Source organism: Pseudomonas sp. NPDC087336 (genome assembly GCF_044744285.1).
Taxonomy (GTDB): domain Bacteria; phylum Pseudomonadota; class Gammaproteobacteria; order Pseudomonadales; family Pseudomonadaceae; genus Aquipseudomonas.
The window spans coordinates 100,044-114,488 of sequence record NZ_JBIUYA010000012.1 but is presented as its reverse complement, the minus strand read 5'-3'; the positions used below and the strand labels follow the sequence as shown (position 1 = coordinate 114,488).

15 protein-coding genes are annotated in these 14,445 nt (G+C 61.7%); 7 read left to right on the top strand and 8 right to left on the bottom strand.

Annotation, left to right across the window (positions count from 1 at the left end; genetic code table 11):
* Nucleotides 1-67: 67 nt before the first annotated feature.
* Together ACIO0C_RS14370 and ACIO0C_RS14365 are read right to left on the bottom strand one after the other, a co-directional pair.
* Nucleotides 68-1,528, bottom strand: a complete 1,461-nt coding sequence (locus ACIO0C_RS14370) for an aldehyde dehydrogenase family protein (RefSeq protein ID WP_401313020.1) — start codon at nt 1,526-1,528, stop codon at nt 68-70.
* Nucleotides 1,525-3,162, bottom strand: coding sequence for a 5-guanidino-2-oxopentanoate decarboxylase (locus tag ACIO0C_RS14365; protein WP_401313018.1), 1,638 nt, complete (start codon nt 3,160-3,162; stop codon nt 1,525-1,527). Before ACIO0C_RS14365 ends, ACIO0C_RS14370 begins: the two co-directional genes overlap by 4 nt.
* A gap of 159 nt (nt 3,163-3,321) precedes the next feature.
* Between ACIO0C_RS14365 and ACIO0C_RS14360 the strand changes: the two genes are divergently transcribed.
* Nucleotides 3,322-4,203, top strand: a complete 882-nt coding sequence (locus ACIO0C_RS14360; protein WP_272603406.1) for a LysR substrate-binding domain-containing protein — start codon at nt 3,322-3,324, stop codon at nt 4,201-4,203.
* A gap of 162 nt (nt 4,204-4,365) precedes the next feature.
* Here the strand turns inward: ACIO0C_RS14360 and ACIO0C_RS14355 are convergent, their stop codons facing one another.
* Nucleotides 4,366-5,244 carry an MBL fold metallo-hydrolase gene (locus ACIO0C_RS14355; RefSeq protein ID WP_401313016.1) on the bottom strand — a complete coding sequence of 293 codons (879 nt, stop codon included), beginning with the start codon at nt 5,242-5,244 and terminating at the stop codon, nt 4,366-4,368.
* A 118-nt stretch (nt 5,245-5,362) separates the two neighbouring features.
* Between ACIO0C_RS14355 and ACIO0C_RS14350 the strand changes: the two genes are divergently transcribed.
* On the top strand, nt 5,363-6,286 hold the full coding sequence (locus tag ACIO0C_RS14350; protein WP_401313014.1) for a LysR family transcriptional regulator: 924 nt from the start codon (nt 5,363-5,365) through the stop codon (nt 6,284-6,286).
* A 48-nt stretch (nt 6,287-6,334) separates the two neighbouring features.
* Nucleotides 6,335-6,511 (top strand): hypothetical protein, encoded by a 177-nt coding sequence (locus ACIO0C_RS14345; protein WP_008061905.1) that lies wholly within the window; start codon nt 6,335-6,337, stop codon nt 6,509-6,511.
* Nucleotides 6,512-6,519: 8 nt separating this feature from the next.
* On the opposite strand, the gene ACIO0C_RS14340 is transcribed toward ACIO0C_RS14345, so the two are convergent.
* Complete coding sequence (locus ACIO0C_RS14340) at nt 6,520-7,416, bottom strand: helix-turn-helix domain-containing protein (RefSeq protein WP_401313011.1); 897 nt, start codon at nt 7,414-7,416, stop codon at nt 6,520-6,522.
* Here ACIO0C_RS14340 and ACIO0C_RS14335 point away from each other — a divergent pair.
* Together ACIO0C_RS14335 and ACIO0C_RS14330 are read left to right on the top strand one after the other, a co-directional pair.
* Nucleotides 7,409-7,729 (top strand): hypothetical protein, encoded by a 321-nt coding sequence (locus ACIO0C_RS14335; protein WP_401313168.1) that lies wholly within the window; start codon nt 7,409-7,411, stop codon nt 7,727-7,729. The genes ACIO0C_RS14340 and ACIO0C_RS14335 overlap by 8 nt on opposite strands.
* 58 nt (nt 7,730-7,787) lie before the next feature.
* Nucleotides 7,788-9,305, top strand: a complete 1,518-nt coding sequence (locus tag ACIO0C_RS14330) for an MDR family MFS transporter (protein ID WP_401313009.1) — start codon at nt 7,788-7,790, stop codon at nt 9,303-9,305.
* 94 nt (nt 9,306-9,399) lie between these two features.
* Here ACIO0C_RS14330 and ACIO0C_RS14325 read toward each other — a convergent pair whose 3' ends face one another.
* From ACIO0C_RS14325 to ACIO0C_RS14310, 4 genes are all read right to left on the bottom strand, one after another.
* Nucleotides 9,400-10,248 (bottom strand): cache domain-containing protein, encoded by an 849-nt coding sequence (locus ACIO0C_RS14325; protein WP_401313006.1) that lies wholly within the window; start codon nt 10,246-10,248, stop codon nt 9,400-9,402.
* 122 nt (nt 10,249-10,370) lie between these two features.
* Nucleotides 10,371-11,243: an ATPase gene (locus ACIO0C_RS14320; protein WP_401313003.1), complete on the bottom strand. Its 873-nt coding sequence runs from the start codon at nt 11,241-11,243 to the stop codon at nt 10,371-10,373.
* Between the two features lie 107 nt (nt 11,244-11,350).
* Entirely contained in the window at nt 11,351-12,343 is a 993-nt protein-coding gene (locus tag ACIO0C_RS14315) for an NAD-dependent epimerase/dehydratase family protein (RefSeq protein ID WP_401313000.1), read from the bottom strand.
* Nucleotides 12,344-12,398: 55 nt separating this feature from the next.
* Nucleotides 12,399-13,292, bottom strand: a complete 894-nt coding sequence (locus tag ACIO0C_RS14310; protein WP_401312997.1) for a LysR family transcriptional regulator ArgP — start codon at nt 13,290-13,292, stop codon at nt 12,399-12,401.
* A gap of 95 nt (nt 13,293-13,387) precedes the next feature.
* Here ACIO0C_RS14310 and ACIO0C_RS14305 point away from each other — a divergent pair, with 95 nt between their 5' ends.
* Entirely contained in the window at nt 13,388-13,789 is a 402-nt protein-coding gene (locus ACIO0C_RS14305) for an ACT domain-containing protein (protein ID WP_401312994.1), read from the top strand.
* A 6-nt stretch (nt 13,790-13,795) separates the two neighbouring features.
* Nucleotides 13,796-14,398, top strand: a complete 603-nt coding sequence (locus ACIO0C_RS14300; RefSeq protein ID WP_401312992.1) for a LysE/ArgO family amino acid transporter — start codon at nt 13,796-13,798, stop codon at nt 14,396-14,398.
* Nucleotides 14,399-14,445: the final 47 nt, after the last annotated feature.

Here is a 14,445-nt window from a genome sequence, read left to right as displayed (position 1 = left end):
AATTCATTGAAGCCATGACGCCGGCGCATGCCTCACGAGGAGGCATGCGCGGACCGTTTTCGTGCCTTCAGACGGCGCGAATCACGTGCTTGATTTCCTGGAAAGCCTGCAAGCCCCACGGCCCCAATTCGCGGCCGATGCTGCTCTGCTTGTAGCCCCCCCAAGCGGTCTGCGGGAAGATCACTTGCGGCGCATTGATCCATACAAGCCCCGCCTGCAAAGCGTTGGCGACGCGGTCCGCCGTTTCTGCGTTACGCGTAACGACGCTGGCGACCAGGCCGAACTGGCTGTCGTTGGCCAGGGCAATCGCTTCGGCTTGCGAGGCAAAACGACGTACGCAAATCACCGGGCCGAAAATCTCTTCGCACCACAGCGCACTGTCCAGGGGCACGTCGGTGAAGACGGTCGGCTGCAAAAAATATCCGCGCGGCAGGTCTGCCGGGCGATTGCCGCCGCAAACCAGTTTGGCGCCAGCGCTCAAGCCGCGATCGATGTGGCCGAGCACGCGCTGGAATTGCGCCTGATTGACCAGCGCGCCCATTTCCACGTTCGGGTCGAACGGGTCGGCCACGCGAATGGCTTCGGCACGGGCCTTCACCCGGCTGAGGAACTCATCGGCCAGCTCATCGGCGACCAGCACGCGGCTGGTGGCGGAGCACATCTGGCCGGCGTTGAAGAAACCGCCACCGCAGGCCACTTCCACCGCCAGGTCGAGGTCGGCATCGGCCAGCACCAGCAAGGAGGATTTGCCGCCCAGTTCCAGGCTCACGCCTTTGACGGTTTCCGCCGCCCGTTGCATGACCTGCACGCCCACCGCGTTGCTACCGGTGAAGGAAATCTTGGCGATACGCGGGTCCGCCGACAGCGGTGCGCCAACGGCCAGGCCGGTACCACACACCAAGTTGAACACACCGGCAGGCAAGCCGGCCTGGGCAATGATCGTCGCCAGTTCCAGCTCCGGCAGCGGCGTCACTTCCGAGGGCTTGAGCACCACGCAGCAACCGGCGGCCAGGGCCGGGGCGAGCTTCCACGCAGTGGTGACCATCGGGAAGTTCCACGGCACGATCAGGCCGACCACACCGCAAGGCTCACGGCGCAGGCGCGCACTGAAATCGTCGGTCGGCAGTTCAACCGGGCTGTCCTGTTTCGCGTCCAGCCCTTCGGCCAGAGCGGCGTAATACTCGAACGTGGCGATCACGTCATCGACGTCGATGGCCGCTTCGAACAATGGCTTGCCGTTGTTGCTCGACTGCAAGTGCATCAGGCGCTCGCGACTGGCCTGCACGCCTTGCGCAATCTTGCGCAGGATCGCACCGCGCTCGGCGCCGCTGGTCTGCGACCAGGTGGCGAAGGCTTTGGTTGCCGCGCTCACCGCCAGGTCGACGGCCCGCTCGTCACCGCCGTTAACCGTGGTCAACAGCGCTTCGGTCGACGGGTTGATCACGCGCAAGTGTTCGTTGCCCGCCGACCATTTACCCTCGATGAAAAGGCCGTTCAGAGTCGTCGGAAAAACCGTGGAAAAGCTCATTTCGACACCGCCTTCGTCCACTCGGTCTGATCGATTTCAATCAGGGTCGGGCCCTGGCGATCAGTGGCGACACGCAATGCCGTACGCAGTTGCTCAACACCGTTGACCGCCTCGGCAGCGCAACCCAAAGCCTTCGCCACACCGATGAAGTCCGGGGTGTAGATGTCCACGCCCACCGGCTCGATGGCACGGTTGACCATGTATTTCTTGATCTCTTCGTAACCCTGGTTATTCCACAGCAGCACGATCACCGGTGTGCGCGCTTCAACGGCGCTGGCCAGTTCCGGCAGGGTGAATTGCAGGCCGCCGTCGCCGATCAGGCACACCACTGGCGGACGTGCGCCGCCTTCGACGATGCCCCCCAACCAGGCGCCGATCGCCGCCGGCAAGGCATAACCGAGGGTGCCGTAGCCGGTGGAGGAGTTGAACCAGCGACGCGGGCGTTCCAGGTTGAACGCCAGGTTGCCGGTGTACACCGGTTGGGTCGAATCGCCGACGAATACTGCGTTCGGCAGCTCGTGCAGAACGGTTTCCAGGAAACGGGTCTGGGCCAGGGTCGGCGCATCCCAGGTGGCGGCCAGTTCTTCGCGCAAACGCGCGGCGCGCACCTGGCCCCAATCGTTGCGGCGCTCGGCCAGCGGCTTGTGCGACAGTGCGCTGAGCAAGGCCTGGGCGGCGTTGCGCGAGTCGGCGACCAAGGCCACGTGCGGCGGATAGTTGCGTACGGTCTGGTCCGGATCGATGTCGACGCGCAGTAGCTTGCCAGGGATCTCGAAACCACCGGCGAAGGTCACGTCATAGTCGGTCTCGGCCAGCTCGGTACCGATGGCCAGCACCACGTCGGCCTCGGCGACCAGTGCGCGGGTGGCAACCAGGCTCTGGGTCGAACCAATCAGCAACGGGTGAGCGGAGTGCAGCATGCCCTTGGCATTGATGGTCAGCGCTACAGGTGCGTCCAGCAGTTCGGCCAGTTCGGTCAGCTCGGCGGCGGCATCGATGGCGCCACCACCGGCGAGGATCAACGGACGCTTGGCGCCGGCCAGCAGCTCGGTCATGCGGCTTACGGCGGACGGTGCGGCACCGGCGCGGTCAATGTTGACCGGTACGCTGGCGAGCAGGTCGTCGGCTTCTTCAACCAGAACGTCCAACGGAATTTCGATGTGCACCGGACGCGGACGACCAGCCTGGAACAGCGCGAAGGCTCGGGCCAGCACGCCCGGCAATTCGGACGCCGACATCAGGGTATGGGAGAACGCCGCCACGCCACCGACCAGTGCGCTCTGGTTCGGCAGCTCGTGGAGCTTGCCGCGACCGCCGCCCAGCTGGTTGCGGGTCTGTACGCTGGAGATCACCAGCATCGGGATCGAGTCGGCATAAGCCTGGCCCATTGCCGTGGTGATGTTGGTCATGCCAGGGCCGGTGATGATGAAGCACACACCCGGCTTGCCGCTGGTGCGGGCATAGCCGTCAGCCATGAAGCCGGCGCCTTGCTCGTGACGCGGGGTGACGTGGTTGATGCTCGAACGGGCCAGCCCGCGATACAGCTCCACGGTATGAACCCCGGGAATGCCGAATACCTGCTCGACTCCGTAACCTTCGAGTAACTTGACCAATACTTCGCCGCACGTCGCCATGTCATTGCCCTTCTTGTTCGTTTGAGACGCCGGGCCTGCGCAGTGTTTATGATGGATTCGCAGGTCCAGGGATGGCCTCATTGGAACGGGCGACACATAGCCGCAACAATGGATAAAAAGTCATACTAGCCATGTCCTCACGTCATACCTTGGATCCCAATGAAACGACTGCCTCCCCTGCCGGCGCTGCACACATTCCTGATTACCGCGCAGTGCTGCAATTTCACCCGTGCTGCCGAACAACTGTTTATCACCCAGGGCGCGGTGAGTCGGCAGATCGCCGGGCTGGAAGATTTCCTGGGTTATGAATTGTTCATCCGTCAGGCCCGAGGCCTGGACCTGACGGCCGAAGGACGGGAATGGCTGCCACGGGTCCAGCAGATTTTCGGCCTGATCGACGAGGCGGTGGAGCAGATCGGCGAGAAGCGCGAAACCCTGCAGCTCAAGGCTCCGACCTGCGTCATGCGCTGGTTGCTGCCACGCCTGTTGCAATGGCAAAGGGAACGCCCAGACGTGCCGGTGGAGCTGACCACCACGGTCAAGCACGGCGTGGACTTTCATCGCGAGCAGTTCGATGCGGCAGTGATGTATGGCGCGCCGCCGGACGGCTTGCTGGTGTCGCAAAAACTCTTCGATGAACAACTGACGCCGGTGTGCTCCAAGCCGTTGCTCGAAGGTTCGGTGCCGCTCCAGTCGCCGGAAGATCTGGAGCAGCACATGCTCCTGCACCCGACCCGGGATGAACGGGACTGGAAGGCCTGGCTGGCCACTGCGGATATTCGCCTGAGCAACGTGAGCAAGGGCCAGCATTTCGAAACGCTGGACCTGGCCATGTCGATGGCGTCCCAGGGCACGGGGGTGGCGATCGGTGACTGGTCGTTGATCGGCGATGACTTGAGTGCCGGGAGGCTGGTCATGCCCTTTGAATTGAAGGTGAAAACCGGATTGGCGTATTACCTGGTTTTCCCGGAGAAGCCCGCGCCTTCGGCGAAGTTGCGCGAGTTGATGGGGTGGTTGGTGGAGCAGGCGCAATCGCGGTAATCGAAACCTGTAGGGTGATCTCAATACCCGGATTGGGTGTACTCGTATGATCGTTCCCACGCTCTGCGTGGGAATGCAGCCCGGGACGCTCTGCGTCCCATTGGAACGCGGAGCGTCCCTTGAGGCATTCCCACGCAGAGCGTGGGAACGATCAAATGCGGGTTACCACTTCATCTCGCCCTTGGCGACCTTGGCGCTCAGCTCCAACGAGCTTTCCTCGCCCAGCGTCGGGTAGCGCTTTTTCATCGCCGCGATCAGTGCCGCCGAATCCTTGGCCTTGGCGGTTTCTTCATCGAAGGCCTTGATGTAATCGGCAGTGAACTGCACGGCGGCCAGGGAACGGGCGCTCTCGCCGAGGTAATGCCCCGGCACGACCGTGTTCGGCTTCAGGGTTTCGATCGAATGCAGCGTAGCCAACCAATCGGTATGGGACTGTGCAGACTGGGTGTCGGCCATCCACACGTGGATGTTTTCTGCCACGACCACGCCCCCGACCACGGCCTTGATCGATGGAATCCACACGAAGCTGCGATCCGGTTGTTTGCCCTGCAAACCGACCACCTGCAACTTCTGCCCTTCGAGCATCAGGCTGTCGCCCTTGAGCACATCCGGCACGATGGCTTTAGCGGGCGCGTCAGCCCCCAACTTCGGCCCCCAGAACGCCAGTTTGCCGTCGACGGTGTGCTTGATGTGATCGACGGTCGGCTGTGAAGCGAGCACTTTGGCCGTGGGGAATGCAGTCGTCAGGGTATCGAGGCCGAAGTAGTAATCCGGGTCGCCGTGGCTGATGTAGATGGTGGTCAGTTGCTTGCCGCTGGCGCGGATCTTTTCCACCACTTGCGCGGCTTGGGACTTGCCGAACTGGGCGTCCACCAGGATCACCTCTTTCTCGCCGCTGACCAGCACCGAGGTCACCGGGAATATCGCTTTGTCACCAGGGTTATACACATCCAGCGTCAACGTCGACGCGGCGGCGTGGGCGGCGAAACAGAGGGCGGTGGTCGCCAGCAAGACGCGTTTGAGTGTGGTGAAACCGATCATCAGTTGCTCCGTTGTTCGCGGGCCAGGGTTGGCCGATATGGGAACAGAGCTTAGTTGCATGCCTCAGTACAAAAAATGCGATGCTTGAACATAGTTTGTTTCTGAAATCGGGCAAATCATGGATCGTCTACACGCAATGCGGGTGTTCGTCACGGTGGTCGATCTCGGTAGCCAGTCGGCCGCCGCCGATCACCTGGAGCTGTCACGGCCGGTGGTTTCGCGCTATCTGGCGGAACTGGAAGACTGGGTCGGCGCACGCCTGATGCACCGCACCACGCGCAAATTGAGCCTGACCGCCGCCGGCAGTGAAATGCTGCCCCGCTGCCGGCAGATGCTCGACCTGTCCACGGACATGCAAGCCGCCGTCAGCGTGCCGGACGATGCACCCCGCGGCCTGCTGCGAATCAGCGTCAGCACCTCGTTCGGCCAGGCGCAGTTGGCCGATGCCATGGCAGCTTTCGTCAAGCGCTACCCGGGTGTCAGCATCGACATGCAGATGCTTGATCGCACAGTGAACCTGGTGGATGAGCGCATTGACCTGGCCATTCGCACCAGCAATGACCTGGACCCGAACCTGATCGCCCGGCGACTTACCGTCTGCCGTTCGGTGATCTGCGCCTCCCCCGCTTACCTGCGCGAGCATCCGACGCCCCGGCGGGTCGAAGACCTGTGCCAGCACAACTGTCTGACCCATTCCTATTTCGGTAAAAGCCTCTGGCATTTCGAGCAGGACGGCGAGCAGGTGTCAGTGCCGGTGCAAGGCAACATCAGCGCCAACGAAGCCAGCACATTGCTGCGTGCAGCCATGGCCGGCGCCGGGGTGGCGATGTTGCCGACTTATCAGGCGGGTGTGCATATCCACAGCGGCGAACTGGTGCGCCTGCTGCCCCAGGCCGAACCCCGGCAGATGAACGTGTACGCGGTGTACGCCTCACGCAAACACATGCCATCGGCGCTGCGCTGCTTGCTGGATTTTCTGGTGCTGAGGTTTCCCGAAGAACCAGCGTGGGACGCAAACCTGCGGCAGCTATTACAAGCCTGACCTATGCTCAAGGTAGTACCGAAGGGCATTCGTTCAGAGGTCTACGCCATGAACATCAAAACAAGAAGGTACCTCGCCATCTTCATCACCTGCGCGGTCACGCTCGGGCTGTATGGCGCTGCCGCCTGGCGCGTCGAGCAGCTGCGCAACTTGCCCCGGGAATCAGCCAGCTGCAATTTCGAACGCTGCATTCCGCACAACGCGACCCTTAACGCCCTGCGGTAACGAACGGGTCAGGCCTCCTTGTCCTGATCGGCCTTCAAGCGGTCGCGGAACGCCTTTGGCGAGATGCCCACGCGGCGCCGAAACAGGCGCGTGAAGTTGGTCGGATCGGAGAAACCCAACACGTCGGACATTTCATAGATGGTCATGCTGGTATAGGTCAGCAGGCGCTTGGCTTCCAGCAACTGCCGTTCGTGCATGATCTGCAACGCCGGTTGCCCCGCCAGCTCACGGCAGGTGCCATTGAGATGGGAGACCGAAATCCCCAGCCGATGGGCCAGGTCTTCAACCTTGACGTGCTGGCGATAGGTTTCTTCCACCAACTGGATGTAGCCATTGAGGTATTCCCGAGCCCGCTGCGGTCGTTGACCGACTGAGCGGCGCTGGATCACCTGGCGGCTGACCCACACCATGATCACGCTGACCAGCGAATGCATGAGCATGTCCCGCGCTGGCTGGTGGCCGGTATATTCGCTCTGCAACGCGCTGAACAGACTATTGAGGTACTCGGCGTCCAGGCCCGCCGGGTAGCTCTCGGCTTGGGCCAGGGCATTCACCGAATGCCCCAGCTGCGCCTGAAGATGCGCGATCAGCGGTGCCGCGAGCGTGACCACGAACCCCTCGACATCTTCGCTGAACCGGAAGCCATGCACTGACAGCGGCGGCAGGATCTGGATCGCCGGTTCGGTCAGTTGCGTACGTTTGCCTTCGATTTCAAGCTCTGCCTGACCTTTGAATACGAAGAGCAACTGACATAAATCGGCGTGGCGGTGGGGTTTGATTTCCCATTGATGTTCGCGACTGCGGTTGGAAATGGTTTCACAGTGCAGCAAGTCCGGGGTCGGCCAATCCAGGCTTTCACCGTAGAGCTTGAACACCGGAATCGAAGGCAGGTCAGGCTTGTTCATCACTTCAATCCAGGTTTCGGAATGGACGACGGGCGATAATCGCACCGATTGGCAGAATGTACAGCTATCCGCTCAGTTTTCACCTTCAATTGACCGACCCGCAAGGGAAAAATGCAAGCTTTCGATCCATAAAAATCATTCACCTCCTTTGGTCGCGTGCGCTCTGCAAGCGCAGGCCAGTGGCAAAACGGTGATGTTCTACGGCCAAACCGAAGTCACCCGCGACCTGGTGGCCGCTCGTCAGGTCGAAGGTTTGCAATCGATTTACCAGACCTTCCATACGAGGCTATCGAATAGCTTCCTACCGACTTAAACTGGCAAGCATCCGCTCGCCTTGCCTCGGCGGGTCCACCACTGCCGCAGGTTTACCCGTGACCAATCTCCACCAGCCTGAATTGCCCAAACCGGCCATCCGCAGCGTGCTGATCGCGCTGATGCTGGCGATTTTCCTCGGTGCCCTGGACCAGACCATTGTTGCCGTGTCGATGCCGGCCATTTCCGCGCAGTTCAAGGACGTCAGCCTGCTGGCCTGGGTGATTTCCGGCTACATGGTGGCAATGACGGTGGCGGTGCCGATCTACGGCAAATTGGGCGACTTGTATGGGCGGCGCAAATTGATGCTGTTCGGCATGAGCCTGTTCACCCTGGCGTCACTGTTCTGCGGCATGGCCCAGAGCATGGAGCAGCTGGTGCTGGCGCGAATTCTCCAGGGGATCGGTGCCGGTGGCATGATCTCGGTCAGTCAGGCGATCATCGGCGACATCGTGCCGCCCCGCGAGCGCGGCCGTTATCAGGGCTACTTCAGCAGCATGTATGCGGTGGCCAGCGTCGCCGGCCCGGTACTGGGCGGGTACATGACCCAATACCTGTCCTGGCGCTGGGTATTCCTGATCAATTTGCCGCTGGGCCTGGGGGCGTGGCTGGTGGGCAATCGCACGCTGGTGGGCTTGCCGATTCCGCAACGCAAACCCGTGATCGATTACCTCGGTACCCTGTTGATGATCATCGGGCTGACGGCTTTGTTGCTGGGCATCACCCAGTTCGGCCAGGGCCATTCCTGGCGCAGTGCCGAAGTATTGGGGTTGCTGGCTTGTGCGGCAGCGGTGCTGGGCCTGTTCGTGCTGCATGAACGACGGACATCGGAGCCATTGCTACCGATGCACCTGTTCGCCAACCGCAATGCAATCCTGTGCTGGTGCACGATTTTCTTCACCAGCTTCCAGGCCATTTCGTTGATCGTGCTGATGCCCCTGCGCTTCCAGAGTGTCACCGGTGCCGGTGCGGACAGCGCCGCCCTGCACCTGCTGCCCTTGGCCATGGGATTGCCGATCGGCGCGTATTTCGCCGGCCGCCGTACCTCTGTGACCGGGCGCTACAAGCCGATGATCCTGACTGGCGCACTGCTCATGCCGTTGTCGATTCTCGGCATGGCGTTCAGCCCGCCCCAGGCCTTTTTGCTGAGCAGCCTGTTCATGCTGTTCTGCGGAATCGCCTCGGGCATGCAGTTTCCGACCTCCCTGGTCGGCACGCAGAACTCGGTGCAACAGCGTGACATTGGCGTTGCCACCAGTACCACCAACCTGTTCCGCTCACTGGGCGGTGCGGTGGGCGTGGCGTTGATGTCGGCGCTGTTGCTGGCGTTGTTGCAGGATTCGAGCTTCGCCCATCTGGCCGGCTCTTCGCTGATGGCCGAAGGTCACTCGGGTAACGTCTTGCTGGACGGCCTGAACGCCGCGCCGGGAGACGCGCAGGATGCCTTGCGCGCGGAACTGTTGCTGACGTTCAGGCATTTGCTGATGGTGAGTGCGGCGGTGTCGCTGCTGGGGCTGGCGGCGGCGATCGCCATGCCGGACATGGTGTTGCGCGGGCGCGAGGACCGGGCCCTGTAGGAGCCAGGCTTGCCAGCGAACGCCGCAGTGTGTCTGATATACCGCGTTATCGTTCTTCGCCGGCAAGCCTGGCTCCTACAGGTCTGCGAGAGATTCAAGGGCTGTAATACCCCACAGCCACCAGGAAATGCCCGACCTTTTTCAGGTAGGCATGCTTGTTCTCGACCTTCCCGGTCACCGGGTTTTTCCAGCGGTATTCATACTCGCCGTAATCCTGTTGCCCGATCAGCGCCAGCATCGGCTCCCCTACCGGCTTTCCATCCGGATCATTGATCTTGCTGAAATCGGTGTTGATCAATCGCAGATTGGTCCCATGGGCGATGTAGCGCCGGGTATCGAGGTCGACGACAAATACATACAGGTCATCCTGCAGGTAGCCGCCCTTGAGGGAGTTGATCGCTTTCAGGGTGCCCTTTTCGTCCTTCGCCAGGTCGGTGGCCGCCTTGTTCAGCAGGGCCATGGCCTGTTCCGCCGAAGCCCGCGGCAGGTAGTAGCCGACAGCGAGGATTCGCTGGCCGACACGCTGATAGTAGACATGCTTGCGCTCGACCTTGCCGTCAGACCAGTTTTGCCAACGGTACTCCGCCTGCTGGATGCCGTTGCCCTCGGGCACTTTCAGCGCATCCTTGAAAGCTTTTTGCAGATCCGGCCCGAGCACATCCGACACATCCCGGCCAATCAGCGCCGCCGAGGGCCCGCCGCTGGCGAGCATCACGCCCTTGGTATCGACCACGAAGACATAGCGGTCCTGGTCGACAAACTCGCCCTGGCGGCTGAAGGCGGCGAAGGCCTTGTCGCCATTGTCGTGGTAGTAGGCCAGGGCTTTCTCCAGCAAGGCGATTGCGGCCTGGCTGTCAGCCTTTTCGGTTCCAGCAGCTTGAACCTGGCCCAGGCACATCAGCAGCATGCCGACCAGCCAGGCCAACTTGTGCACAACTCCCATGGCGCGTCCCTCGTTCCTTTAAATGTTTCAAGAGCGTAGACGGCAATGGCGCATGCAGGGACATTCAGCGAATCGAGGTGCACAAGGGGATCATTCCCGGCGAACCGGGAATGAGGCAGGGCCTATTGGCGAGTGCGCAGTTGCTGTTGCAGGTTCTGGATCTGCGCTTGCAGGCTGTTGATGGTCCGGGTGACCTGGCTACGGAAGGCATCGAACTCAGCAGTGCTTGCGCCTTGAGGAGCGCCGGGACGGTTGTCCTGTTGGCTCTTGAGGACGACGATGTCCTGTTCCAGGCGGTCGATGGCGGCGTTCGGATTGCCCTGTTTCTTCAGCGCCGTGATGTCAGCGCCCAGACTCTTCAGTTGCGCATCGAATTTTTCGGTGTCCGCCGGGGTATTTTTCAGCGTGGTCAGTTCACTGCCCAAGGCTTTGACCTGCTCCTGCACCTGCGCATTGGCCTTCTGCTGCTCGGTGTCCTGGGCGGCCATCTGGGCCAGGCGCTTGTCCAGCTCACTGGTCTGCGCGGTCATCTGCGCCAGGCGTTTGTCCAGGTCCGAGGCCTGGCCGGCGACGCCCTGCTGTTGCTTGCCCTGATCCTGCAACTGGCTTTGCAGCTGGCGGATTTGCAGCTTCAGCGCTTCGCTGTCGGTGCTGACGTTGGTCTGGCTGGCGACCACCTTGCCGGAAATATCCTGCAGACGCCCCGCCGCTTCTTCACTGATTCGCGCAAAGCTTTCCTGGGTCGCCACCAGCTGTTGTTCCATCAGCGAAATCTGTTGGAAGCTCCACCAGGCAAGGCCCGCGAAGGCAAAGAACAAGGCGCCGACCAGTGCCCACAACGGGCCGGTGCTTGCCGCCTTGACCTTGACCACGGGCGGTGTACGCGAATGCACGGTGGTGCGAGTGCTCTTCGGGAAATCATCGTCATCGAGGATGTCTGCACGCAGGCTCGGTACATCGTCGAAGTCATCGTTGGCATCGTTACGCATGGACATTGAGTCAACCTTTGTGAAACGCGGTGATGGCTTGATGCGGCGCAGTATAACTCCCATGGCCGCAACCATTGACCCTGAACCCGAACCTGGGTTCAGTGAAGCGGGTTTCAGCGAATGTCCTGAGCCTTCCACCAGGCGCAAAACTCATCGAGCGCCGTCCAGAGACTGACCTTGGGGTCGTAGTCCAGATAATGCCGGGCGCGACTGATATCCAGGGTGAAATTTTTCTTCATGACCTGCATGCCCAGTCGCGACAGGGTCGGTTCGGGACGTCCCGGCCACAACTTGCAAACCCCCTCGTTGAGCGCCGCGACGGTATAGCCCAGGCCGTAGGAACGGTAGCGCGTCACTTGCGGGACTTCCATTTTGCGCATGACGTAATTGACCACGTCCCACAGCGGGATCGGCGCTCCGTTGCTGATGTTGTACACCTTGCCCAAGGCTGAACCGCTGGCCAGCAAACTGCTGAGCAACGCTTCATTGAGGTTGTGCACACTGGTGAAGTCGACCTTGTTCAAACCGTTGCCGATGATCGCCAGGCGCCCCTTGCGCTGCATGTTGAGCAAGCGCGGGAAGATGCTCATGTCACCCGCCCCGGTCACGAAACGCGGGCGCAGCGCCAGGGTTTCGAGGCCAAACTCCTGGGCGCCGAAGACTTTTTGCTCGGCCAGGTACTTGGTCGCGGCGTACGGATGCTTGAAGCGTTTGGGCACCTGCTCTTCGGTCAGCCCCAGGTGATCGCGGCCATCGAAATAGATCGATGGCGACGACAGATGCACCAGGCGCCGCACTCGCTGTTTCAGGCAGGCTTCGACCACATTCTCGGTGACCTGGACATTGCCCAGGTGAAAGTCCTGATAACGCCCCCACAGGCCAACGGCACCGGCGCAATGCACTACGGCCTCGACCCCGGAGCACAGGTCGCGTGCCAGCAGCGGGTCGCTCAAGTCGCCCTGGATGAACTCGGCGCCACGGCGCACCAGATGCTCGACACTTTCGGCCCGGCGACCGTTGACCCGCACGTCCAGGCCCTGCTCCAGGGCGAAACGCGCAAAGCGCCCGCCAATGAAGCCGCTTGCGCCGGTGACCAGAATCTTCATGTAGTGCTCCGAATATTTCGTTTTTGCGTATTGCGTGAGGTCTTGACGCTGTCTGTCAGTCCAACGGCACCAACCATTGCCTGGACGCCTGCACCAATTGCTCGGTCAGCAATCCCAGCAACTGACCGCCATTGCGCCAATGATGCCAGTACAGCGGCACGTCGATCGGTTTATCTGGCAAAAGCTCCAGCAAAATGCCGCGTTCCAGTTGTTCGCGTACCTGCAGTTCCGGCACCAGGCCCCAGCCAAGTCCGGCTTCGGTGAGGCGGATGAAGCCTTCGGACGATGGGCACAAATGGTGCTCGAAACCGCCGTCGACGCCGAGGGACGCCAGGTAGCGATGCTGCAGGAAGTCGTCCGGGCCGAACACCAGCGCCGGGGTCCGGGCCAATTGATCGGCGCGCACGCCTTGAGGAAAGTGCCGGGCTATGAAGGCCGGGCTGGCCAGAGCACGGTAGCGCATTGCTCCGAGCAATACGCTGCGCGCACCGGCTACCGGGCGCTCGCTGGCACACAGGCACGCCGCGACTTCGCCTGCACGCATGCGCTTGAGGCCGACGGTCTGGTCCTCGACCACCAGATCCATCAACAGGTGGTGTTGCGCGCAAAAATCCCCCACGGCCTGGGCCCACCAGGTCGCCAGGCTATCGGCATTCAGGGCGATCCGCAGGCGTTCCGGCAGGCCCTCTTCGTCCAGCGCCGGCACCAGCGTCTGCAAATCGCGCTCAAGCAGACGCACCTGCTGCACGTGGTTGAGCAACCGTCGGCCAATCTCGGTCGGCGACGGCGGCGTCCCCCTCACCAATACCGGTTGACCGACCCGCGCCTCGAGCAATTTGATGCGCTGGGAAATAGCCGATTGCGACAAACCCAACACCTGGGCCGCCCGTTCGAACCCGGCCTGCTCGACCACCGCGGCCAGGGCAGAAAGCAATTTATAGTCGAACATCAGTTTTCCTAATGAGCGATCAGCAATATTGGTTTTTCTTATACAGGTTCCTGCCGGAGAATGGCCAGCACGAACTCTTGTAAAGGATCACGCCCATGGCTGGCGAAACTTCACTGGCAACGCTGCTGCGCAGCATGAGCCCGCAACTCAATGCCGGCGAGTACGTGTTCTGCACCCTGCCCGACGGCCAATTGCCCGCGGGCCTGGAAATCGTCGGGAGTTTTCGCGAGCAGGAAGGCCTGACCGTGATTGTCGAACGCTCCCGCGCCGAGCAGGCGGGCTTGAGCTTCGACTATGTCGCCGCGTGGATCACCCTGAACGTGCATTCGGCCCTTGAGGCGGTCGGTCTCACCGCGGCGTTCGCCACGGCCCTGGGCCAGGCCGGCATCAGCTGCAATGTGATCGCCGGTTACTACCACGACCATTTGTTTGTCGGCCAGGCCGACGCCGAACGCGCGATGCAAGTGCTGCGCGACCTGGCAGCCAACGCGGAGTAAAAAAAAATGTGGCAAAGCTATATGAACGGCCTGTTGGTAGCCTTCGGCCTGATCATGGCGATCGGCACGCAGAACGCATTCGTACTGGCACAAAGCCTGCGCCGTGAACACCACCTGCCGGTGGCGGCGCTCTGCGTGGCCTGCGATGCCTTGCTGGTGGCCGCCGGGGTATTCGGCCTGGCGACCGTGCTGGCACAGAACCCGACCCTGTTGGCCATCGCCCGTTGGGGCGGCGCGGCGTTTCTGTTGTGGTACGGCAGTCAGGCGTTGCGTCGGGCCTGCTCCAGACAGAGTCTGCAACAAGGTGAAAGCCAGACCGTTCGTTCGCTGCGTGCGGTGATGCTCAGTGCCTTGGCGGTGACCCTGCTCAACCCGCATGTTTACCTGGACACCGTTTTACTGATCGGCTCCCTCGGCGCACAACAGACCGAACCCGGCGCGTATGTGGTGGGCGCGGCGAGTGCCTCATTGTTGTGGTTTTTCACCCTGGCACTCGGCGCGGCATGGCTGGCGCCGTGGCTGGCGCGTCCGACCACCTGGCGTATTCTTGACCTGTTGGTGGCAGTGATGATGTTCGCCGTAGCATTGCAGCTGATCAGCGCTGGCTGATTTATTCCAAAAGGCTCTGGAACCTCTATTCCACACAGATGTTGCGT

Excerpts from the sequence above, each read along its gene's own strand:
- ACIO0C_RS14370 (WP_401313020.1), bottom strand. The coding sequence starts at position 1,528 with ATGAGCTTTTCCACGGTTTTTCCGACGACTCTGAACGGCCTTTTCATC.
- ACIO0C_RS14365 (WP_401313018.1), bottom strand. The coding sequence starts at position 3,162 with ATGGCGACGTGCGGCGAAGTATTGGTCAAGTTACTCGAAGGTTACGGA.
- ACIO0C_RS14360 (WP_272603406.1), top strand. The coding sequence starts at position 3,322 with ATGAAACGACTGCCTCCCCTGCCGGCGCTGCACACATTCCTGATTACC.
- ACIO0C_RS14355 (WP_401313016.1), bottom strand. The coding sequence starts at position 5,244 with ATGATCGGTTTCACCACACTCAAACGCGTCTTGCTGGCGACCACCGCC.
- ACIO0C_RS14350 (WP_401313014.1), top strand. The coding sequence starts at position 5,363 with ATGGATCGTCTACACGCAATGCGGGTGTTCGTCACGGTGGTCGATCTC.
- ACIO0C_RS14345 (WP_008061905.1), top strand. The coding sequence starts at position 6,335 with ATGAACATCAAAACAAGAAGGTACCTCGCCATCTTCATCACCTGCGCG.
- ACIO0C_RS14340 (WP_401313011.1), bottom strand. The coding sequence starts at position 7,416 with ATGAACAAGCCTGACCTGCCTTCGATTCCGGTGTTCAAGCTCTACGGT.
- ACIO0C_RS14325 (WP_401313006.1), bottom strand. The coding sequence starts at position 10,248 with ATGGGAGTTGTGCACAAGTTGGCCTGGCTGGTCGGCATGCTGCTGATG.
- ACIO0C_RS14320 (WP_401313003.1), bottom strand. The coding sequence starts at position 11,243 with ATGTCCATGCGTAACGATGCCAACGATGACTTCGACGATGTACCGAGC.
- ACIO0C_RS14315 (WP_401313000.1), bottom strand. The coding sequence starts at position 12,343 with ATGAAGATTCTGGTCACCGGCGCAAGCGGCTTCATTGGCGGGCGCTTT.
- ACIO0C_RS14310 (WP_401312997.1), bottom strand. The coding sequence starts at position 13,292 with ATGTTCGACTATAAATTGCTTTCTGCCCTGGCCGCGGTGGTCGAGCAG.
- ACIO0C_RS14305 (WP_401312994.1), top strand. The coding sequence starts at position 13,388 with ATGGCTGGCGAAACTTCACTGGCAACGCTGCTGCGCAGCATGAGCCCG.
- ACIO0C_RS14300 (WP_401312992.1), top strand. The coding sequence starts at position 13,796 with ATGTGGCAAAGCTATATGAACGGCCTGTTGGTAGCCTTCGGCCTGATC.